This is a genomic window from Beutenbergia cavernae DSM 12333, from assembly GCF_000023105.1.
Lineage (GTDB): Bacteria > Actinomycetota > Actinomycetes > Actinomycetales > Beutenbergiaceae > Beutenbergia > Beutenbergia cavernae.
In genome coordinates this window covers 1,067,552-1,088,832 of the sequence record NC_012669.1, presented here as the reverse complement: position 1 = coordinate 1,088,832, position 21,281 = coordinate 1,067,552, and the positions used below count along the sequence as shown (strand labels likewise).

The following is a 21,281-nucleotide window of genomic DNA, read 5'->3' as shown; positions in this document are numbered from 1 at the left end:
CGGTCGATCCCCGGCCCCGTCACCACAGCAGGCCCACCGTGCGGACCCTCCCCCGAACCCTGCCCTACAGGGCCAGGGCATCCCGGCGGGATGGTCGGGCGCCCGGCCGGGTCGGGGTTCCCGGCCGGGCGCCCGGGCTCAGGGTGCCGGCACGACCTCGATCGCCGAGATCTTCGGCTGGTTGACGCTCGCCGAGAGGTCGATGTCGAGGTTGCCCCCAGTAACGGTGACCGTGTGCGTCGTCGTGTAGGCGGTCATCGGCGCGACCACGGCGTTGAGGTCGAGGTTCGCGACCTCGACTCCCCCGCCCTCGAGATTCACGCTGAAGACCCGCTTCCCCGTCCCTCCGGCACCGCCACCGGTCGCCCCGTGGTAGATCTCGGCGTAGTGCAGGGTCACCTCGTACGTGCCGTCCGGCACCGGGATGTCGTAGCCGAACGTGCCGAGGTTCGCCGTCGCGCTGCGTTCCGTGAGGTAGAGGACGTCCTGGGTGGTGCCGGCGATCTGCGTGACCTGCGCGTTCGCGTAGGTCTTGCCTCCCACGAAGTACGTGTCCGCAGCCCAGCTGACACCGTCCACCGTGACCGCGGGGCCGCCCGCATTGATCCGGATCGCCCGACCCTCGACCGCCGACACGTCGACGTTCGCCACCGCGCTGACCGGCGACGCGTTCCCGGCAGCGTCCACGGCCGTGACGCGGTAGGCCACCGTGCTCGCGAACGGCACGGCCGCGTCCCGGAACGCAGTCGTCCGGACCGGCGTCGCCCCGCTGATGAGCGACCAGGTCCCGATCGGGCCGGTCGAGCGCTCCACGCGGTACCCGGCGATGTCCACGGCTGCGGACGGCTCCCACGTCAGGTCGACCCCACCGGCGTCAGCGGTGCCCGCCAACCCGGTCGGAGCGGCTGGCGCCGACGTGTCGTTCGGCGTCACCGGGAACGCGTTCGTGAGCAGGTAGACGTTGTCCTGGAAGTCGCAGTTCGTCGCCCCGATCCCGCACTGGCTCGGTGAGCTGATGTAGTCGTGCCCGACGATCCACGACCCGGGAACGACCGCCCCCGAGGCATCCCGGACCGGCCAGGTCTTCACCGCCATGTAGCTGGGGTTGTTCGTCGACTGGCCCGCGACCGCGATCGAGAAGTTCCCACCCGGGCTCGTGCTGAGCTGCACGGGGTTGCCGCCACCGGTGAGCGGCCAGATCGACTGGCCGTACGGCGTCGCGTGCGTCGCCGACGTGCCGGCGACGTTGATCGTCTCCGTCGCCGTGCAGCAGCCGTGGAACGCTGCGAGCTGCCGCGCCTGCACCGGCTGCGACGGGTCCATCCTGCTCCACTGGCCCGACCGGATCTCCTCACCGTTCAGCGGCGAGCCCGGGTTCTCCGAGCCGTTGCCGAGCGACGCCCCGCCCACGAGCGGGCCGACGTCGGTCGTCCAGCCGAAGAGGCTCACGATCTGCGGCAGCGTCAGCTCCGAGTTGCCCTCCGGCGAGCTCATGTACCCGGCCCGGAGGTTCACGGTGGTCTGCGGCGACGCCGGGTCGCTGGACGTGACCAGGACGTGTGCCGTCCGGATCCCCTTGCTGCCCGATGCGCCGACGAACTGCACCGTGAGGTCGATCGTCTCGCCAGGGGCGATGTCGAGCGGCAGCTCCGGCCCGTCGACGATCTGGAACTGCGCGGCCTGCGGCCCGCCGAGCGCCAGCGACGTGATGCGCAGGTCCTTGGACCCGGTGTTCCGCAGCTGCACCGTGCCGGTCTCGGTCGTCGTGTGCGTCGTGGTGCCCGAGTTGATGCGGTGCAGCACCACCGTGCTCTCCGACAGCCCCGGCAGGACCTGCCCGTTCGGACGCCGCGTGGCCTGCTCGTTGAACAGCGTGAGCGTGCCACCGATGTCCGCGACGTCGAGCGTCACCTCACGCGTGGTGGTGCGGCCCGCGCCGTCCGTCGCCACGATCTCGACGACGTACGTCCCGACCGCCTCGAACGTCACCGGGCCGTCCCACGCCTGGGCCGCGCCGCCGTTCACCGCGTACGTCAGCGAGGCGATCGTCGTCCCGGCGGACGCCGTCGCGCTCACGTCGAGCACCGCCGAGCCGCCCGCGTAGGTGTCGCCGACAGCGACCCCGTTGACCGTCACCTCGACGGCCGGGGCGGCGAGGCTCGCACCCTCGATCCGGACCCAGTTCAGCTTCGTGTTGATGCCCGTCGGGACGAGCGTGAGCCGCCCGTCCGTGACGGTCACTGTCGCGGTACCGGTCGTGAACGGCGCCGTGCCCGTCGGGGTGAACCCGGCGATGACGGACGCGCCCTCGGCGCTGAGGCCGTGGTTGGAGTCGAGGTACCCGGGGTCGCCCACCGACGCCGTCACCGTGTAGGTGCCGTTCGCCACGGCGTACTCCCACGTGCCGTCCTCGACCCCGGCGATCGGTCCGCCCGTCAGGGTCGTGCCCTGCATGAGGATCAGCGACTGCCGGCTCACGTCCCCGGTCGGGTACGCGATCCCGCTCGTCGGCGTCGTCCGGTAGCGGGTCGCCCCGCTCCGGTCGGCCGGGGCACCGTCCACGAACCAGCCGTACCCGGTCGCCTCGGAGAACTGCCCGCCCGTGTCGGCCAGCCAGCCCGTCGGCGTCGGAGCCGCCTCGGTCTGGAAGTTGACGCTGACGCTCGGCGTGACCGGGGGCTCGCCGAGTCCGTCACCGCGGATCGACAGCCAGTCGATCTTCGTGTTCGTGCCGCTGTTGGCGACGGTGAGCCTGCCGTCCGTGACGACGACGTCCCGCACCCCGACCTGGAACGGTGTGGACCCGGTCGGGACGAACGAGGCGACGACCGGCTGACCCTCGACGGTGACGCCGTGCGTCGAGTCCAGGTACGCGGCGTCGCCGACGGCGACCGCCACCTCGTACTCGCCGTTCGGCACCTCGTACTCCCACACGCCGTTCGTGTACGTGGGCTGCGAGGCGTTGTCGAGGAACGCGAAGCTCTGCAGCAGGACGTCGCTCGGGTAGGCGATCCCGCTCACCGCCGCCGTCCGGTGGCGCGTGGCGACCGTCCGGTCGACCGGCTCGCCCGTGCCGGCGTCGAGCCAGCCGTAGCCGCGGGCGTCCGAGAACGCACCACCGGTCTCCAGGGTCCACCCCGCCGGCGTCGGCGCGCCGGCCGGGCCGAAGCTGACCTTCACCTGGGCGCCGTCGGACGGGTCGTCCGGCCCCTGCGGCTCGACCGGCACGATGTCCACGTAGTTGATCTTCGTGTTCACCCCGCCGATCGGGTCGAGCGTCAGGAAGCCGTCCTCCAGGTCCACCCGCACCGTGGCGGTGGCGTGGTGCGTGGCGGACCCCGCAGCGCCCGTCGGCACGAACGGCCCGACCGCACGCTCACCCTCGACGTTGATCACGTGCGACTCCGGGTCGGTGTTCACCGAGGCGTCGCCGACGGCGATCGTCACGTCGTACTCACCGTCCGGCAGGGCGATCTCCCAGAACGCCTCGACCGGCGTCCCGTTGAACGTCGGCACGTCGTCGCCCTGCATGTGCATCAGCGTCGCCAGGCGCACGTCCTGCTGCGACGTCGTCGACCGGTCACGGCCGTTGCCGGGCATCGTCCCGCCGACGGACAGGTCGACGTTGTTCTCCGTGGCGAGCTCCTTCCAGCCGTACGTCAGGCCGCTGCCCTGGTCGGCGCCGCTCCGTGGCCCGTACGCCTGCCCGTAGTCCCGCAGGTAGCCCCCGGCGAGCCGGCCCGCCGCGGACGTGAAGTCCACCCGGACGGCACCGTCGCCCGAGCCCGTGTCCGTCACGGGCTTGAGCCCCTGCAGCAGGAACACGTAGTCCTGGTAGTCGCCGTTGCTCGCGTCCTCGAACGCCACGACGTAGGAGTTCGGGATCACGACGCCGGAACGGTTGACCGCCGGGTACACGCGCGCCCGGTGGGCGTCCGCGGCCGGGCTGTTGAGCCGGTCCTCGGTGAACCCGTACCGCTGGAACACGCCGGAGTAGTAGTAGAAGCCGAACTCCTCGGCACCGGGGTCGAACGACGACGCCGAGCCCGCCGTGACCGGGGGCAGCACCGACTGGTAGCCGGTCGAGGAGATCGCCCCCACCTGGTGCCGGTCGGCAGCGACGCCGTCGCCCGTGTACCACCCGAACGGGATGTTCTCGAGCGGCGCGTAGTGCGCCAGCGGCGTCACCCGGACCGGGCCCGTCCCGCTCCGGACGAACAGCGGCTCGAGCACCTCGTCGCCCTTGGCCGACGGCGACATCCCGTCGGCGAGCGACGTCCAGCCCACGTCGACCGGGTGGCCGACCGTGTTCAGCACCGCCTGCAGCGGCGGCTCGTTGCCACCCTCGATGCCGTTCATCGTGAGGCCGTACAGCCCGAGCGTCACGAGGCTGTCACCCGCGGCGATGCGCAGCTCCCCGCTCCGCTGCCCGACGACGGATCCCGGCGAGAACCGGACGCTCACCGTGGTCGAGGCACCCGGAGCGAGCACCGCACCGTCGCCGGCGAGGATCTCGAACTCGCCGCCGTTCGGGCCGGCCGCGGCGACGTCGAGCGTCACCGCCTCCGACCCGGAGTTGGTGACCGTGACCGTCTTCGCCGCGGAGTCGGTGTTCTTCACCGCGGAGAAGACGAGCTCGCTCGCCGAGACCGTGACCGCGTCCGGCCGCTGGTCGGCGGGCACGCGGAGCAGGTACAGGCGCTGGTCGCTGCCGCTGCGGTCGTACTGGTTGACGTACAGGTTGCCGGTGCGCGTGTCCTCGACGACCTCGAGGGGGTCGTTGAAGCCGCCCACTCCCTGCATCGTCGAGTTCGGCACGCCGGTGATCCCGACCTCGGTCTGGGCGCCGAGGATCTCACCCGACGCCGAGTCCGGCTGCAGGAAGATCAGGTCGTTGTTGTTGGAGAACCGGGTCACGACCAGGCGGCCCTGGAGCTGTCCACCGAACGCGGCACTGGAGTACTCGAGCGCACCGTTCGGCGACTTGTTGAACTCGAAGTCGTACGCGATGCCGCGGTAGTTCGGGTCCGCGGCCGTGCCGACCGGGTAGCGCGACCCACCCTGGCCCGGGGACTGGGGCGGGCTCGCCGGGTCGTTGCCCTCGTTGAGCACCCACTCGCAGCGGGTCGGGTTCGGGTGCCCGTAGTAGCCGCCCTCCTCGACGTCGAAGAGCAGGTCGCGCTGCGTGGGCTGGTTCGCGATCGGCGGGACCGACCCGCCCGTGTAGCCGCGCCTCTGGCACTGGGCCGTGACGTCCTGACCGTTGACCGACGCGTACCCGGGGATCCCGGCCGCGGCGACGCGCGTGAACGTACCGTTCGCGTTCGCCGTCACGCCCGGGGTGTTGGCGCCGCCGGCCGTGCCGTTCGTCGGGACGTACAGGTGCCCGTTCGAGTGCCAGACCAGGTCGTACGCGTTCCGGATGCCCGTCGCGTGGATCCGCAGGGGTGCGTTCGTGGCGTACGGGTCGTACGTCCCACCCTGCGCCGTCTTGACCGAGATGGCGCCACCGCCGGCAGCCGCCGCCTCGACCTGCGGGTGGTGCGGGTCGAACACGAGCACCGCGGCCGTGAGCAGCTGCTCACCGCGCTGACCCCACGAGTTGTCCAGATCGCCGGCCGCCTGGTTCGACCCCTGCATGAAGTAGATGCGTCCGTCCGGGCCGTACGTCATCGAGTTCGTGAGGTGGTCGGACAGCGACCTCGGCAGCTCGCTGAAGACCTGGTTGCGGGTGCCGAGGGCCGGACCCGTGAGCAGGCTGATGCCGCTGACCCATTGGCCCGACTCGTTGAAGTTCGCGGTCGTCGTCGTGACCCAGAGGCGCAGGTCGTCGGCCGTGGCCGCCTCGTCGAAGACGAGCCCGATCATCGTCATGCCGGCGTACCCGAGGTACTCCTTGTCGGCGAGCGTCCCGTCCTCGTTCACCGTGAACCGGTACAGGCCCTCGCCCACCGAGGTGCCGTACAGCTTGCCGTCGGGACCGAAGGCGAACGACGCCCAGTACGTGCCGGCCCCGATCGGGAGCTCGACCTTCTCGAACTCGATGTTCGTCAGCGGGGTGAACTCGTCGCCGACCACGACGTCGCCCGAGCCCGTCGTGAAGACCGACGTGAACGGGAGGAACGCCTCGCCGAGGTTGTCCTGCACCCCGGCCGTCACGACGAACCGGTAGGACGTCTCCGGCTTGAGCGGCGCGTCCGGCGCGAGCGAGATGACGTCGTTGCCGCCCGAGGTCCCGACGGTGGTGGGCACCTCCACCCCGAGCGGGAGCTCGTACAGGTGCACGTTGCCGGGGAGCGACGCCGGGTCGACGCCGATGCCGGCGTACGGGATCCGGATCGTCGCCGAGACGCCGGCGTTGACGTCGTGGTCGCTCGCCCGGTTCTCGGGGAGCACGGTGTCGACGTGCGGCACCTGCTCGACGCCGGCCACGTCGACGTACGCGAGCTTCGTGTTGAAGCCGCCGTCGGCGTCGATCGTCAGCCGGCCGTCCCACACCCCGACCGTGGTGGTCAGCGTGTCGTACTCCGCCCCTGCCGAGCCGACGAACGACTCGAGAGCCGCCGTCCCCTCGACGTTGATCGCGTGCTGCGAGTCGTACACGTCGAGCGCGCCCGCTTGGTCGCCGACGGCGACCGTCACCTCGTACAGCCCGGGAGCCACGGCCAGCTCCCACACGCCCTCGGCGAGGACGCCGTTCGTGCCGGTGCCGCCGTCGACGTCGCCGTACTGCATGTGGATCATCGAGTCGAGCCGCTCGTCGACGCCGACGCGCTCGCGGTCCCGGCCGTTGCCCACGAGCGCGAGCGGGTGACCGTCGACGTCGAGCCAGCCGTACGTGAGACCGGTGCCCTGACCGGCGCTCGAGCGCAGCCCGTACGACTGGCCCCAGTCCGCCACGTAGCCCGTGGCCGGGACGCCGTTCGTGGCGGTGAAGTCGACCCGGACGTCGGTGTCGTTCGGCACCCGCGGGACGGCGACGACCTCGTTCGAGACGACCGACTCGTTGCCCGCGAGGTCCACGGCGGTGACGACGTAGAAGTACGTCGTGCCGTTCGTCACGCCGGCATCGGTGTAGGCGGGCTCCGCCACGAGGCCGACGCCGGTGATCGGCTCCGACCCCTGGACGCCGACGGCGGGCTCGAGCCCGCGGTACACGCGGTACCCGGCGACGTCGTCGCTCGTGGAGGCCGTCCAGCCCAGCGTGACCTCGGTGTCGCCGCCCGCGGCGGTGAGCTCCGTCGCCGCCTCGGGCGCCTGCGTGTCGGGCTCGGCCGGGACCATGCCCACGGCCTCGGCCGACGGCGCGGACGTGTTGCCCGCGGCGTCCACGGCCGTCACCACGTAGTAGTACGAGGTGCCGGGCTCGACGTCCGTGTCGGTGTACGTCGTGACGTCCGCCGGGCTCGCGGCGCCGAGCACCGGGGTGCCCTCCACGTCCACGCCGGGTTCCGTGCCGCGGTAGAGGCGGTAGCCGACGGTGTCCGTGGACACGCTCGGCGACCAGGTGACGACGAGGGTCTCGCCGTCGGCCGCCACGCCGATCTCCGCCGGCACCGCCGGTGCCTCGGTGTCCGCACCGAGCTTGGTGACGGTGGCGGAGACGGAGGCGGTGCCGCCGGCCTCGTAGTACTCCACGACCACGGTGTGCGGGCCCTCGGTCAGCGCGACCTGGGCCACGTGCTCGACGTCACCGGAGGAGTCGTGCCACTCGTCGATCACCGCGACACCGTCGACCAGCACCCGCACGGCGTCGTCGGCCTGAGCCGTGAACCGGTACGTCCCCGCACCGGAGTCGATCGACGTCGCATACCGCACCGAGAAGTTGTCGTTGTGCTCCGAACCCGCCGGCCGCTGCCAGCCCCAGTCCTCCTCGACCGCGTTCACGCAGTCCGTGACCACTGCCTCACCGGCGAGCTCCGTCCCGACGTACACCGTGCGCTGCCACGCACCGGCCGCACACTGCTCCACGTCGAGCCGCTCGTACGACGCCGACACCGACGCCGTCCCACCGCCCTCGTAGTACTCGACCACCACCGCGTGGGCACCAGCCGCGAGCGAGACCTCACCCACGTAGTCCTCACCACCGGAGGAGGCGTGCCACTCGTCGATCACCGCGACACCGTCGACCAGCACCCGCACCCCGTCGTCCGCCCGCGCGGTGAACCGGTACGTCCCGGCCTCCGCCACGTCCAGCGTCGAGGAGAACCGGACCGAGAAGTCGTCGTTGTTGTCGATCCCCGCCGGCCGCTGCCAGCCCCAGTCCTCATCCACCGCAGCCACACAGTCCGTCGCCGCAGCCTCACCCGACAGATCCACCGCCGCGAACACCTCACGCGACCACTCACCCGCCACGCACCCCTCGGCGAGCTTGGTGACGGTGGCGGAGACGGAGGCGGTGCCGCCGGCCTCGTAGTACTCCACGACCACGGTGTGCGGGCCCTCGGTCAGCGCGACCTGGGCCACGTGCTCGACGTCACCGGAGGAGTCGTGCCACTCGTCGATCACCGCGACACCGTCGACCAGCACCCGCACGGCGTCGTCGGCCTGAGCCGTGAACCGGTACGTCCCCGCACCGGAGTCGATCGACGTCGCATACCGCACCGAGAAGTTGTCGTTGTGCTCCGAACCCGCCGGCCGCTGCCAGCCCCAGTCCTCCTCGACCGCGTTCACGCAGTCCGTGACCACTGCCTCACCGGCGAGCTCCGTCCCGACGTACACCGTGCGCTGCCACGCACCGGCCGCACACTGCTCCACGTCGAGCCGCTCGTACGACGCCGACACCGACGCCGTCCCACCGCCCTCGTAGTACTCGACCACCACCGCGTGAGCACCAGCCGCGAGCGAGACCTCACCCACGTAGTCCTCACCACCGGAGGAGGCGTGCCACTCGTCGATCACCGCGACACCGTCGACCAGCACCCGCACCCCGTCGTCCGCCCGCGCGGTGAACCGGTACGTCCCGGCCTCCGCCACGTCCAGCGTCGAGGAGAACCGGACCGAGAAGTCGTCGTTGTTGTCGATCCCCGCCGGCCGCTGCCAGCCCCAGTCCTCATCCACCGCAGCCACACAGTCCGTCGCCGCAGCCTCACCCGACAGATCCACCGCCGCGAACACCTCACGCGACCACTCACCAGCCACACACTCGCCCGGCTCCTGGGGGCCCTCCGGGTCGGCGGGCAGCGTGACCTCCACGGCCTCGCTCGGCGCTGACGCGCCGCCCGCACCGATCGCGACCACGACGTAGGCGTAGGAGGACTCCCACTCCGCACCGGTGTCCGTGTACGTGGTGCCTGTGAGCGCCTCGCTCGTGAGGCCGTCGCCGTCCACCGCGACAGGCGCCTCGGCGCCGCGGTACACGCGGTACCCGGTCGCGCCGTCGACCTCGTCCCACGTGAGGACGACGTCGCCGTCGACGACCTCCGCCGCGAGCCCCGCCGGCGCGCTCGGCGCCTCGGGCTCGTCCTCGGGCACCGTGACCTCGGCGACGGCGGACGGCGCGGAGCGCAGGCCGGCCTCGCCGTGCGCGACCACGGCGTAGAAGTAGGTGGTGCCGGGCGTGACGTCGGCGTCGACGAACGACAGCTCCGTCAGCGGCTCCGCGTTGAGCGGCGCGCCGTCGACGTCGACGTCGGCCGTCTCGCCGCGGTAGACCGAGTACCCGGTCGCGCCCTCGACGCCCTGCCAGGTGAGCTCGACACCGGCGTCGCCCGCCACGCCGACCACGTCCGTCGGCGCCGCCGGCGCCTCGGGCTCGCCGGCGGAGACCCGGTAGATCTCGACGTGCGTGAGCTTCGTGTTCGTGCCGTCGCCGGCGTCGAGGGTGAGCGCCCCGTCCGTCACCTCGACGATCCCGACGGCCTCGTCGTACTCCCGTGCCGCGTTCCCGTCGAACGGCCCGAGGACGACCTGCTCCTCGGCGCGGACCACGTGGGAGGAGTCGTAGTTGCCGGTCGCGGAGTCGCCGACCCCCACGACGACCGCGTACTCGCCGTCCTCGAGGGCGTACTCCCAGACGCCGTCCTCGCCCACGATGCCGTTGGCCGGGTTCGGGTTCGTGGTGTCGCCGTACTCGAGGTGGATGATGCTCGCCAGGCGCGCGTCCGACGTCACGCCCGTGTTGGTGCGCACCCTCGTGTTGAGCGACATGTCGAACGGTTCGCCGGTCGAGCGGGCCAGCCAGCCGAACCCGCGGGTGTCGTCGTAGGGCAGCCCCGTGTCGGCCGTGTACCCGTCGGCGGCGGTGCCCGTGGGCGTCGTGAAGTCGATGCGCGCGACGAGGTCGCCCGCCGGCGGCGCGGGCGCCACGACGGCGCTCGTCACGGGCTCGGAGGCGTTGCCGGCTGCGTCGACGGCGACGACGGCGTAGGCGTACGTCGATCCGGTGAACGTGGTGCTGTCCGTGAATGCCGGCTCGGTGAGGGGCGTGTCGCCGGAGATCGGCGTGCCCTGGGTGTCGACGGGCACCGTGCTCGAGCGGTACACCCGGTAGCCCACGACGTCGCCGTCGGCGGGTGCCGTCCACGCCAGGTCGACGTCGTTGCCGACCTCCACGAGCAGGCCCGTCGGGGCGGCCGGCGGCGTCGTGTCGATGGCCTCCACCGAGAAGTCGGCGAACGAGAACACCTGCGCCGTCGCCTCGGGCAGGTTCCGCTTCGTCGCGAACACGCCGCCGAACGAGGTCGTGCCGGGGACCTCGGCGTCGAGCAGCGAGCCGTCGACGAACGAGGCGGGGATCTGGAGCGGCGCGCCGAGGGAGGTGAGCGCGCCCGACCCGATCTGGTACCAGCCGCTCGCGGTGCCCGAGACGGGGTCGATCTCGAGGACGAGCCGGACGGGCCCGGACCCGAGTGCCGCCGAGGTCACCGAGACGGTGCGCTGGTCGGGGTTGGGGTTGGTGGTCGCCGTGACGGCGCTGATCTCGCGGGAGAGCTGGATCTGACGCTGGTTCGCCGCGTTCCCGATCACCACGAGCTTGACGTAGTTGTCGTCGTCCGGCCCGAACCAGAGGCCGCCCTGCGCCGACTGGTTCGCGTCGGCCGGCACGGTCACGGCGGTCGCGAGACGGAGCCGGCCGTCGTCGGCGTCCAGGCCGACACCGAGCGTGTTGTCCTGCTGGTTGCGGGTCCCTCCGTTCGTCACGGCCGGGTCGTTGTGCAGGTAGGCGATCCCCTTCGACGCCGCGATCTGGAGAGAGCCGCCGCTGACGCTGATCGCCCCGGGCACGTAGGCGGTCGCGTCCGCCGTCGACGGCTGCACCATCGTGAAGCCCGTCGCCACGTCACCGGAGGCCGGGAGGCCCCCCTCGGTGCCGTCGAAGTCCAGCACCAGGGAGTTGCCCGGTGCCGCGATCTCCGCCGCCGGGAGCGGCGAGTACGGGGCGGTCGCCCACTCCGCGGGGTCCGCCGGGATCTCGGCCGCCGTCAGCGCCGACGCCGGCAGTGCCTGGCCGATCCCGAGCGGGATCGCTATCACCGCCGCGAGGAGGGCACCGATCGCACGGCGTCGACGCCCGGGGTCTGCCTGCTGGGGAACGCGAGCACTCATGAGGACCTCTCTCGTCCGGGCGACCGTTGCGGGACGCCGAGCGCCGCACCACCGTGGGGCGAACGCCAGTTCCATACGTGGCCTGCTGTTGAGACTCTTCCGGGTTCTTTCCGGGCGGCACAGGGTGAAGCGGGGTGAATCGTCCCGACGCCGGGGTGAACCGCGTCGACGACCTCGGGTGAACGCTTCCCGTGGCTGCCGACGGCGCGGCTCAGCCCGGCGAGATAGACGGCGAGCGAGCCGACGGCGACGACCGCGAGGCCCGCGACGAGGGCGGGTCCGGTGAGGGTGAGCACGACGAGGGCCGCCGTCGCCGCCCGGCCGGCGTCCCAGGCGAGCCGCCCCCGGGCGCTGCCGACCATCCCCCACAGCCGGGACAGGGGTGCGAGGACGACCAGCGCGCCGTAGAACAGCAACGCCAGGCTGAGGGAGGCGGCGCCCCGCCCCGCCGACGTGTCGACCACGGCCAGCACGGCGAGCGTCAGTCCCACGAACACGGCGGCCAGCGCCGCGGCCGCCGCGGCGGTGGCCAGCGCCACGCGCCGCATCCCGGGCACGTCACCGCGGCGTCGGGCGCGAGCGAACGCCACCTCGACGGCGGGACCCACGACGTGGCCGCCCAACGTCTCGAAGCCGTTGGCGACCCGGGTGACGACGGCCCACGTCGGCGCGAACGCGCCCATCGCCGGCACGGCGAGCGCTCCGAGCAGGCTCGCGGAGGCCGACAACGACATCGCCGCGGCGAGCGGGGCGCCGGCGCGCGCCTCGGCGAGGACCCGCACCGCCGAGGGGTCCGTCCCGGAGCGCGAGAACCCTCGGAACGGGCCGCCGCGGCCCGCGCCGAGCAGGAGCGCCGCGAGCGCGTAGGCGACGCCGTTGCCCACCGCGAAGACGGCCGGTCCCACGTGCAGCGCGGCGCAGCCGACGGTGGCCACGAGCACCGCGCTCGCGTACCCCACGCGGAGGCGCATGAGCCGCGCGTAGTCGCCGGCGGTCGTGAACGACGCCTGCGCGACGACGTAGGCCGACTGGCCCAGCACGAGCACGCTCACGCCCGCCACGGCTCCGGCCCACGCGGCGCCCCCCGCCGCGGCGACGCCGGCGAGTGCGAGCCCCACGAGGCCGGTGGCCAGCGCGACCCGGATCGCCGCGCGGCGCATCGCCTCGGCCGCGTCCGGGGTGGCGACGGGCATCCGCATCGGCACCGCGAGCGTGACGAACGGGACGACCAGCGCCGCGACGGCGATGAGCGGCACGAGGCCGACGAGCACGTCGACCTGCCCCACCAGGGCGGGCAGGAGAGCGGCGAGCATCGTCAGCCCCTGCGAGCCGACGCCGAGCGCCCCGGACCGGAGCGTCGCCCACGCGGCGGGGCTCCGCAGCCGGGAGCTCCGCGCGCGGATGCCGCGAGCGCCGGTCACGCCGCCTCCGGGGAGACGGCCGCGATCGCCGCCGCGAACGCCGACCACGACCGCGTCGTCCGCGACGCCGCGAGCCCGCCGTGCGAGAGCGCCGCGTACGTGCCGCGGTCGCGCAGCACGTCCAGCACCGCCGCGGCGACGGCCTCGGCACCGACGTCCTCGGCCACGATCCCGCACCCGCCGGAGGCCACCTGCTCGCTCAGACCGCCGACCGGCGTGACGACGCACGGCACACCGCGCGCCATCGCCAGCCCGACGATCCCCGACTGGCTGGCCTCCGCGTACGGGAGCACGACGACGTCGAGCGAGTCGATGACGGCGAGGAGCCGCTCCGGCGCCACCCACCCGACGTTCCAGTCGACGAGGTCGGTCCCGCGCGGGGCGGCACCCTCCGGCCCGTCGCCCCAGATGCCGAAACGTGCGCTCGGCTCCGCCTGGCGGACGAGCCGTGCGGCGTCGACGAACGTGTCCAACCCCTTGTACGGCAGGAGCCGGCCGACGAACCCGACCACCGGCGTCGCCCGCGGGCCCGGACGCCCGGCCGCGATGGACACCGCCGCGGCCGGGTGGAAGAGCGTGCGGATCCGGGAGGCGTCGACCCCGTGGTCGCGCACCAGCGCGTCGGTGACGCTCTGCGACAACGTGACGACGACGTCGGCCCGGCGCAGCTCGAAGCGGCGTCCGACCCGCTTGAGGACGTGCTCGTCGCCCGGGTGCTCCTGCGCGTCGTGCACCACGACGACGTACGTGACGCCACGCGGGAGCACCCACGGCACCACGAGGGACTGGTAGACGCTCTCCATCGCGGTGACGACCCGGTCGACCCGGTGGCGACGGACGTGGCGCCGCGTGGCGATCCCGTTGACCAGGAGCCGCCAGGAGTGCGTGACGAACGTCAGCCTGTCGCGGTACGTCCGCACCGCCATCGACCCCGGCGCCGCCGCGCTCAGCTCGCCGGCGACGTCCGCGTCGGCGTTGTACTGCGCCCCGACGCCCGGATCGCCGGCGCGCATCGCCCGGACGAGCTCGAGCGTGAACGCCGGGCCGCCGCCCGTCCGGCCCCAGTGGACCACGAGTGCCGACTGCGTCATCGGGACCTCCCCGACTCCGCGAGCCGCGCCGCTCCCGGCGAGGCGGGCTGCGCCGTCGCGCGGTTGACGACGAGGAAGACCACCGCGGGCAGGAGCGGCGCGAGGTGGCGCAGGTAGGAGCCGTAGTCGGGCTCGAACATGCTCTGCACGAGGGTGAACGCCACGAGCAGCGCGAGGACGCGCACCACGCGCTCGTCGCGACGCGGGGCGCGGAGCCCGCGAGCGGAGCGTGCCGCGACGGTCCACCACATCACGGCCAGGTAGGCGGACGCCGCGAGGTACAGGGCGCCGCCTTTGGCGGCCAGGAGCACGGGGACGACGAACGAGACGAGCACGACGACGACGTCGAGCCAGCCGCCGGCCACGCCCCCGAGGCCGAACGCCGGCGTGATCATCGTGGCGGCGTCGACGCCGTCCAGTCGCCCGACGTTGACGGCGGTGCGGAAGTGGTCGAGGCGCCAGCCGTACAGCACGTGGAACGCGACAGCGAGCACGCCCAGAGCGACCAGCGAACCGACGACGAGGGTGCTCAGCCGCGGCCGCAGCGCGAGGGCGCACCGGGCGGCGACGTACAGCGCCGCCACCAGGAGCCAGTAGCTGCGGAACCCGACGCCGTACCCGACCATCGCCGCGACCAGCAGCAGCTCGCCGCGCATGCCGCGCAGCCGCGAGACCGCCAGCGCGACCACGGGCAGCACGAAGACGTCCTTCGAGAAGTGGCCCAGGTACAGGCTGCCGAGCAGGAGCGCACCCGTGACGACGGCGACGTCGAGCACCCGCACCGGGCGGGTCAGCCAGCCCCGGCCCGCCAGGAGCACCACGGCGAAGAACGCCAGGACGCCCAGCACGCCCGCCAGGGCCGGCGAGTCCGCCAGACCCAGGAGCCGGTACAGGGTCCCGACGAGGTGGAAGGACCGGTCCTCGGCGAACCCGCCGTAGCCCTGGGCGATCTGCTGGATCTTCAGCTCGTCGTAGGAGTAGCGCGCGGGGAGGATCTCGTCGCGCAGGAGCGTGAGGAGGACACCGGCGCCGCAGGCCGCGGCGAGCACCGCGGCGGTGAGGTTCCCGCCCGCCGTCGGCCCTGCCTGCGGCACAGCACCGTGCCCGACGCGCGGGCTCACCGCCGTCGACGCGCTCATGCGTCACCCGCGAGGACCGGCGGTTCGACGGGCACGAGCTGCGGGCTCGCCGTGACTTCGGCGTAGAGCCGGACCGCTGCCGCGCGGGCCGTGTCGGTGTTCATGACGTCGAGCACGCGCTGGGTCGCCCGGTGCACGCGATCCGCCGCGGCGGCGTCCGTCAGCAGCCCGACGATCGAGCGGGCGGCCTCCGCCGGTGTCCGCACCGTGGCCAGCCCGGTGCCGTCGAACGGCGGGATGTCCCGGACGACGACGGGCAGAGCCCGGGCCGCGGCGTCGAGCACGGCGATCGGGAAGCCCTCGTACGCCGCGGGGTGCAGGTAGACGTCCGCCGCGTCGAGCGCGGCCTCCAGGTCGCGGCCGCTGCGCCACCCGAGGACGGTGACGCCGGACGCCTCGAGGCGCTCTCGGAGGTCGGCGTCGCCGTCGCCGATCCATGCGAACCGCACCGCCGGCGCGAGGTCCCGCACGGCGTCGGCCACGCCCGCGAAGAACGCCGGGTCCTTCTGCGGGCAGACTCGCCCGAGCGTCACGACGAGGGGAGGCTCCCCGGCCACACGGCCCGGCCGGCCCGCCCGGATCCGCACCGACGGCACGTTGTGCACGGTCCGGACCGCACGCGTCGTGCCCAGCCGAGTCGCGAGGCGACGCTCGTGGTCGCTCACCGTCACCACCGCTGCGGCCAGCGGTGCGAGCACGCTCTCGACGGCGCGGATCGCACCCCGGCCGAGCGGCGAGCGTCGGTGATCCTCGAACGCGAACCCGTGCGGCTGGTAGAGCACGGGCGTCCCCGGGACGACCCCGAGGCGGGCGTAGATCCCCGCGAGGCTGGAGTGGGCGTGGACGACGTCCGCGCCCACGCGGCGGACGGCGGCCCGGACGTCGGCGACCCGCGAGACCGAGCTCGGCCTCAGCCGTTCGACGGAGGCCAGGTCCTCCGACGGCGCCTCACGCCTCGCCCCGCCACCGAACAGCAGATGGTGGTCCCACTCAGGTGTCAGCTCGACGAGACGGTCGATGGCGCTCCTGACGCCCCCGTCGTAGCACGCCGTCACGTGCAGCACACGCCCCCCTGCTCGTGCGCTAGCCATCCCTTCCCAGCTGGACATGCCCGTTCATGGCCGCCTCCGGCATCTTTCCGACGTCGCATGCTCGACGTGACGGGCTCTTGGTACCAGCGCCGGACGGGGCGCCGCGGGCCTGTGGGCGACATTCACCCGAGCCGTGAGAACGTTCACCCCGGCCGGCGGTGAACCCCGGAGAACTTCACCCCGGGCCACCGGCATCTCGCCCACGGCCGGGCCACCGGAGGCGGGGTGACCGGTGCCACCATGGCCCGTCGGGGTCGACGCGGTGGGCGCGCCCCTGGGACCGCGGTAGGTGGGGACATGGACGTGGCAGCACTGCTCGGGACCGTGCGGACGCGATGGCGCACCGTGCTGGTCACCGTCCTCGTCGCGCTCGGCGCCGCCTGCGCCTGGGTGGCCATCGCGACACCGACCTACCTCGCCTCGAGCCAGGTCTACGTCTCCGTGCGCGGCGACAGCGACACAGCCGCCCTCGTCCAGGGATCGACGTTCGCCCAGCAGCGCGTCGCCTCCTACGCCGCGATGGTCTCGACCCCGGCCGTGCTCGACCCCGTGATCGAGGAGCTCGGCCTGGCCCTCACCGCCGAGGAGCTCGGCCGCGCCGTCGTCGGACGCGCCGTCGTCGACACGTCCCTCATCGACATCAGCGCCTCCTCCACCGACGCCGCCACCGCCGCGCGGATCGCCGACGCCGCCGCCGCGAGCCTCGCCGAGACCGTGGCCCGGTTCGAGCCGGCGGCCGACGGCGGACCGTCCCCCGTGACCGTGTCGGCGACCAGGGCCGCCGCGGTTCCGTCGACGCCGGACTCCCCGAACGTGCCGCTCGCCCTCGGGCTCGGCCTCGTGGCCGGCCTCGCGTGCGGGGTCGCGGGAGTGGCGCTGCGCGAGGCGCTGGACACCCGCGTGCGGACCGAGGCCCACGTGCGGGACGCCACGCACGGGATGGCCGTGCTCGCGGCCGTCCCGGCTGTCAAGGGCGTCACGTCCTCACGCGCGCTCCTCGACCGCCCGCGCGGCCCGCAGGCGGAGGCGTTCCGCCGACTCCGGTCGAACCTGGAGTTCATGCGGGTGCCCCACCCGCCGCGGACGCTGCTCGTCACGTCGTCGGTCTCCGGGGAGGGGAAGACCACCACGGCCGTGAACCTCGCCCTCGCGCTGCGCGCCGGCGGGCGGACGGTGCTGCTCGTCGACGCCGACCTGCGGCGCTCGGCCGTCGCGGCCGCGATGGGACTCGTGGACTCCGTCGGGCTCACGACGTGCCTCATCGGCGCAGCGCGGCTCGAGGACGTCGTGCAGACCTGGGGCGAGGGGGACCTCGACGTCCTGGCCGCAGGCCCGACGCCGCCCAACCCGGGCGACCTCCTCGGCTCGTCGGCGATGACCGACCTCCTCGCCGACCTGACCTCCCGGTACGACGTCGTGGTCCTGGACTCCGCTCCGCTGCTTCCCGTCGCCGACACCACCGCCCTGGCCGCTGAGGTGGACGGGGTGCTGCTCGTCGCGGCCGCGGGACGCACGAGTCGAGCCGCACTCACCGACGCCGCCGCGGCGCTGTCCGCCGTCGGCGCCCGCCGGCTCGGGATCGTGCTGAACCGGGTGCGGCGCACGGCCGCGGATGCGTCGCCCTACGACAGCCCGGCCGAGCCCCGGCGACGCGCGCGACCCGACGACGACGCGTCCGAGGACCTCGCCGCGGGCTCCGGCGACACGACGTTCGACGAGCTCCTGCGCGACCACCGGGTGGCGGAGGAAGCGGCGCGGCTGTCCCCGAGACGCTGACGGTGCCCGAGCCCGGCGCCGCGCTGGTCGGAGCCCGGCCTCAGCCCTCCCGGGCGGCGAGCGCCGCGTCGTAGAGCTCCCGCCGCGACACGCCGACGCGGGCCGCGACGTCGCCCGACACGTCCTTGAGCCGCTCCCCCGCCGCGACGCGCGCGAGGACCTCGGCCACGTGGTCGCCGGGTTCGGCGCTCACCGGCGGGGCGCCGGCGACGACGACGGTGATCTCGCCGCGCACCCCCTCCGACGCCCACGCCGCGAGCTCGCCGAGCGGGCCGCGCCGCACCTCCTCGTACGTCTTGGTCAGCTCGCGGCACACGGCGGCGGCCCGGTCGTGGCCGAACGCGGTCGCCATCGCCTCGAGCGTGGCCGCCAGCCGGTGCGGACTCTCGAAGAACACGAGCGTGCGCGGCTCGGCGGCCAGGGCCTCGAGCGCCCGACGGCGTTCGCCCGCCCGCCGCGGCGCGAAGCCCTCGAAGCAGAACCGGTCCGAGGCGAGCCCCGAGACGGCGAGCGCCGTCAGCACGGCGCTCGGCCCCGGGAGCGCGCTCACGCGGACGCCGGCCTCCGCGGCGGCCCGCACCACGCGGAAGCCCGGATCGGAGACCGACGGCATCCCGGCGTCGGACACCACCGCCACCGTCGCGCCCTCGCGCGCGAGCTCGACCAGCTCGGCGGCGCGCTCCGACTCGTTGTGCTCGTGGTAGCTGACGACCCGCCCGGCGGTCCGGATCCCGAGCCGCGCGAGGAGCGTCCTCAGCCGGCGGGTGTCCTCCGCCGCCACGACGTCAGCCTCCGCGAGCAGCGCCAGCAGGTTGGGCGTCGCGTCCTGTGCGTTCCCGATCGGCGTCGCGGCCAGGACGATGCGCGCCCGGCCCGACCACCTCCCGGCGGCCGCCCCGAGCTCGGCCGGGGCGCGCTCGTCCGCGGGATCGTCAGCGTCGCGCGGTTGCTCGTCGGTCGCGATCCTCCTGCGCTCGTCCCTCGCTCCGGAGTCCTCGCTCGGCATCCCCCCAGTCTGGCCCACCTACACTGCTGCGGTGACCCAGCCCGACGCCGAGCCGACGCTGCCGCGCTGGGCGGGTCTCCCCGGAGCACCGGCCACCCCCGCGGACGACGCGCTCCCGCGCGGCGAACGGGTTCGGCGCATCGAGCAGCGCCTGCTCGCCCGCCTGGTCACCGCCGTGCCCGGCAGCCGCGCCTGGGGCTGGATCGGGCCGCTCGCCGTCACGGCGATCGCCGCCGTCCTGCGGATCGTGGGACTGGACCGGCCGGCGCGCCTCATCTTCGACGAGACGTACTACGTCAAGCAGGCCTACTCGCTGCTCGCCCTCGGGTTCGAGGGCCGGTGGGACGAGGACGTCGACGAGGCGTTCGCCGCCGGCGACACCTCCGGACTCCTGACGGACGCCGACTACGTCGTGCACCCACCCCTGGGCAAGTGGCTCATCGCGATCGGCATCCGGCTCCTCGGGCAGGAGTCGGTCGTGGGCTGGCGGATCGCCGGCGCCGTCCTGGGGGCGCTCTCGGTGCTGCTGGTGGCGCGGATCGGGCGGCGGCTCTTCGCCTCGACGCTCCTCGGCACGACGGCGGGGCTGCTCCTCGCCGTCGACGGGATGCACCTCGTGCTCAGCCGCACCGGGATCCTCGACATCTTCGTCAGCTTCTTCGTGCTCGCGGCGTTCGGCACGCTGCTGCTCGACCGGGAGCAGTCCCGACGCCGGCTCGCTGCCCGGGCCGCGCCGCAGCTCGCGGACGGTGGCCTCGCCGACCCCTGGGGTCCGCGGATCGGCATGCGCTGGTGGCTGCTCGCGACGGGCGTGCTGCTCGGCCTCGCGTGCGGCGTGAAGTGGTCGGGGATCTACGCCGTCGCGGTGTTCGGCATCGCCGCCGTCGTGTGGTCGACGACGGCGCGCCGCGCCATCGGCGTCCGGCTCTGGTTCGGCGGGGGCTTCCTGCGCGACGGCGTCCCCTCGTTCCTCACGCTCGTGCCCGTCGCCGTCGCGGCGTACGTCGCGAGCTGGGCGTCGTGGTTCGTCTCGAACGACTCGTACTACCGGCACTGGGCGCGCGACGTGAACGCCGTCGCCGACGAGCCGGTTCGCACCTGGCTCCCCGACACGCTCAACTCGTGGTGGCAGTACCACCTCACGATGTGGGACTTCCACACGAACCTGTCGTCGGAGCACACGTACTCGTCGCACCCGATCGGCTGGCTCCTGCAGCTGCGGCCGACGTCGTTCGCGTGGCAGGACGTCGCGGCACCACCCGGGCACACGGAGCGGTGGATCGAGGCGGTCCTCGCCGTCGGGAACCCGATCGTCTGGTGGGGTGGCGCGATCGCGCTCGTCGCCGTCCTCTGGATGGCGATCGTGCGGCGCGACTGGCGGGCCTGGGCGATCTGCGTCGGGTACGCGGCGATGTACCTGCCGTGGTTCACCTACTCCGCGCCGTTCGCGGACCGCACGATCTTCACGTTCTACGCCGTCGCGTTCGCTCCCTACGTCGCCCTCGCCCTCACGTACGGGCTCGGACTCCTGCTCGGGCCGCGCGGCGCCCCCCGGGGCCTCCGGACGACGGGCGCGCGGTTCGGCGTCGTCGTCGTGGCCCTCGCGCTCCTCGTCGCCGCCTTCTTCTGGCCGATCTGGACCGGGCAGCCGGTGCCGTACTGGTACTGGAAGGCGCACATGTGGATCGGGAACCTCACGGAGTGGCGGATCGGCTGGATCTGACGCACGCTGGCGGGCGGGCGAGGCGGCTCGGGTCTAGGTTGACGCCCATGGTGGTCTTCCTCATCCGGTCGGCGATCTTCCTCGGCTCGGCCGCGCTCGGTCTCTGGGTGGCGTCCCTGCTCATCGAGGACGTCCATCTCACGGCCTCGGGCTTCATCGTGGCCGTCGTCGTCTTCGCGCTCGCGCAGTGGATCCTCACGCCGTTCGTGCTCAAGATGACGCGGCAGTACGCCAACGCCTTCATCGGTGGCGTCGGCCTCGTCTCGACGTTCCTCTGCCTGTGGATCGCGAGCCTCATCGGGAGCGGCCTCGAGATCACCGGCGGCGTCGTCACCTGGATCCTCGCGACGCTCGTCGTCTGGCTCGTGACCGCGATCGCGACCCTCGTCCTGCCGCTGATCTTCCTGCGCAACCGGCTCGACGACCGGCAGGGCGCCAAGGGCGGGAAGGGCAAGAAGGACCCGGCCGCGCCGACTGCGTGAGCGGT

General features: G+C 73.4%; 9 protein-coding genes. 3 read left to right on the top strand and 6 right to left on the bottom strand.

Features of this window, described 5'->3' with window-relative positions:
• Positions 1 to 138: 138 nt before the first annotated feature.
• Genes BCAV_RS22890 through BCAV_RS04795 form a run of 5 tightly spaced genes read right to left on the bottom strand, consistent with a single transcriptional unit; the run spans position 139 to position 16,289 of the window.
• Positions 139 to 11,547, bottom strand: a complete 11,409-nt coding sequence (locus BCAV_RS22890) for a PA14 domain-containing protein (RefSeq protein WP_012725998.1) — start codon at positions 11,545 to 11,547, stop codon at positions 139 to 141.
• Positions 11,544 to 12,968 carry a hypothetical protein gene (locus BCAV_RS22885; protein ID WP_012725997.1) on the bottom strand — a complete coding sequence of 475 codons (1,425 nt, stop codon included), beginning with the start codon at positions 12,966 to 12,968 and terminating at the stop codon, positions 11,544 to 11,546. Before BCAV_RS22885 ends, BCAV_RS22890 begins: the two co-directional genes overlap by 4 nt.
• Positions 12,965 to 14,059 carry a glycosyltransferase family 4 protein gene (locus BCAV_RS04805; protein WP_012725996.1) on the bottom strand — a complete coding sequence of 365 codons (1,095 nt, stop codon included), beginning with the start codon at positions 14,057 to 14,059 and terminating at the stop codon, positions 12,965 to 12,967. The genes BCAV_RS22885 and BCAV_RS04805 overlap by 4 nt, the downstream gene beginning before the upstream one ends.
• Positions 14,056 to 15,198, bottom strand: a complete 1,143-nt coding sequence (locus tag BCAV_RS04800) for a hypothetical protein (protein WP_012725995.1) — start codon at positions 15,196 to 15,198, stop codon at positions 14,056 to 14,058. The genes BCAV_RS04805 and BCAV_RS04800 overlap by 4 nt, the downstream gene beginning before the upstream one ends.
• On the bottom strand, positions 15,195 to 16,289 hold the full coding sequence (locus BCAV_RS04795; protein WP_187292849.1) for a glycosyltransferase: 1,095 nt from the start codon (positions 16,287 to 16,289) through the stop codon (positions 15,195 to 15,197). The genes BCAV_RS04800 and BCAV_RS04795 overlap by 4 nt, the downstream gene beginning before the upstream one ends.
• Positions 16,290 to 16,586: 297 nt before the next feature.
• On the opposite strand from BCAV_RS04795, the gene BCAV_RS04790 reads away from it, so the two are divergent.
• The gene (locus tag BCAV_RS04790; RefSeq protein WP_012725993.1) at positions 16,587 to 18,065 is read left to right on the top strand and encodes a tyrosine-protein kinase domain-containing protein; all 1,479 of its coding nucleotides are present in this window, start codon (positions 16,587 to 16,589) and stop codon (positions 18,063 to 18,065) included.
• Between the two features lie 40 nt (positions 18,066 to 18,105).
• On the opposite strand, the gene rsmI is transcribed toward BCAV_RS04790, so the two are convergent.
• Entirely contained in the window at positions 18,106 to 19,071 is a 966-nt protein-coding gene (gene rsmI / locus BCAV_RS04785) for a 16S rRNA (cytidine(1402)-2'-O)-methyltransferase (RefSeq protein ID WP_012725992.1), read from the bottom strand.
• A 31-nt stretch (positions 19,072 to 19,102) separates the two neighbouring features.
• Here rsmI and BCAV_RS04780 point away from each other — a divergent pair, with 31 nt between their 5' ends.
• Both BCAV_RS04780 and BCAV_RS04775 read left to right on the top strand, forming a co-directional pair.
• Positions 19,103 to 20,794 carry a dolichyl-phosphate-mannose--protein mannosyltransferase gene (locus BCAV_RS04780; protein ID WP_012725991.1) on the top strand — a complete coding sequence of 564 codons (1,692 nt, stop codon included), beginning with the start codon at positions 19,103 to 19,105 and terminating at the stop codon, positions 20,792 to 20,794.
• Positions 20,795 to 20,841: 47 nt separating this feature from the next.
• A complete protein-coding gene (locus BCAV_RS04775; protein ID WP_012725990.1) occupies positions 20,842 to 21,276 on the top strand; it encodes a phage holin family protein in 435 nt (144 codons plus the stop codon).
• The last annotated feature ends 5 nt before the right edge of the window (positions 21,277 to 21,281 follow it).

Excerpts from the sequence above, each read along its gene's own strand:
- BCAV_RS04775 (WP_012725990.1), top strand. The coding sequence starts at position 20,842 with ATGGTGGTCTTCCTCATCCGGTCGGCGATCTTCCTCGGCTCGGCCGCG.
- BCAV_RS04805 (WP_012725996.1), bottom strand. The coding sequence starts at position 14,059 with ATGACGCAGTCGGCACTCGTGGTCCACTGGGGCCGGACGGGCGGCGGC.
- rsmI (WP_012725992.1), bottom strand. The coding sequence starts at position 19,071 with ATGCCGAGCGAGGACTCCGGAGCGAGGGACGAGCGCAGGAGGATCGCG.
- BCAV_RS04795 (WP_187292849.1), bottom strand. The coding sequence starts at position 16,289 with ATGGCTAGCGCACGAGCAGGGGGGCGTGTGCTGCACGTGACGGCGTGC.
- BCAV_RS22890 (WP_012725998.1), bottom strand. The coding sequence starts at position 11,547 with ATGAGTGCTCGCGTTCCCCAGCAGGCAGACCCCGGGCGTCGACGCCGT.
- BCAV_RS04800 (WP_012725995.1), bottom strand. The coding sequence starts at position 15,198 with ATGAGCGCGTCGACGGCGGTGAGCCCGCGCGTCGGGCACGGTGCTGTG.
- BCAV_RS04790 (WP_012725993.1), top strand. The coding sequence starts at position 16,587 with ATGGACGTGGCAGCACTGCTCGGGACCGTGCGGACGCGATGGCGCACC.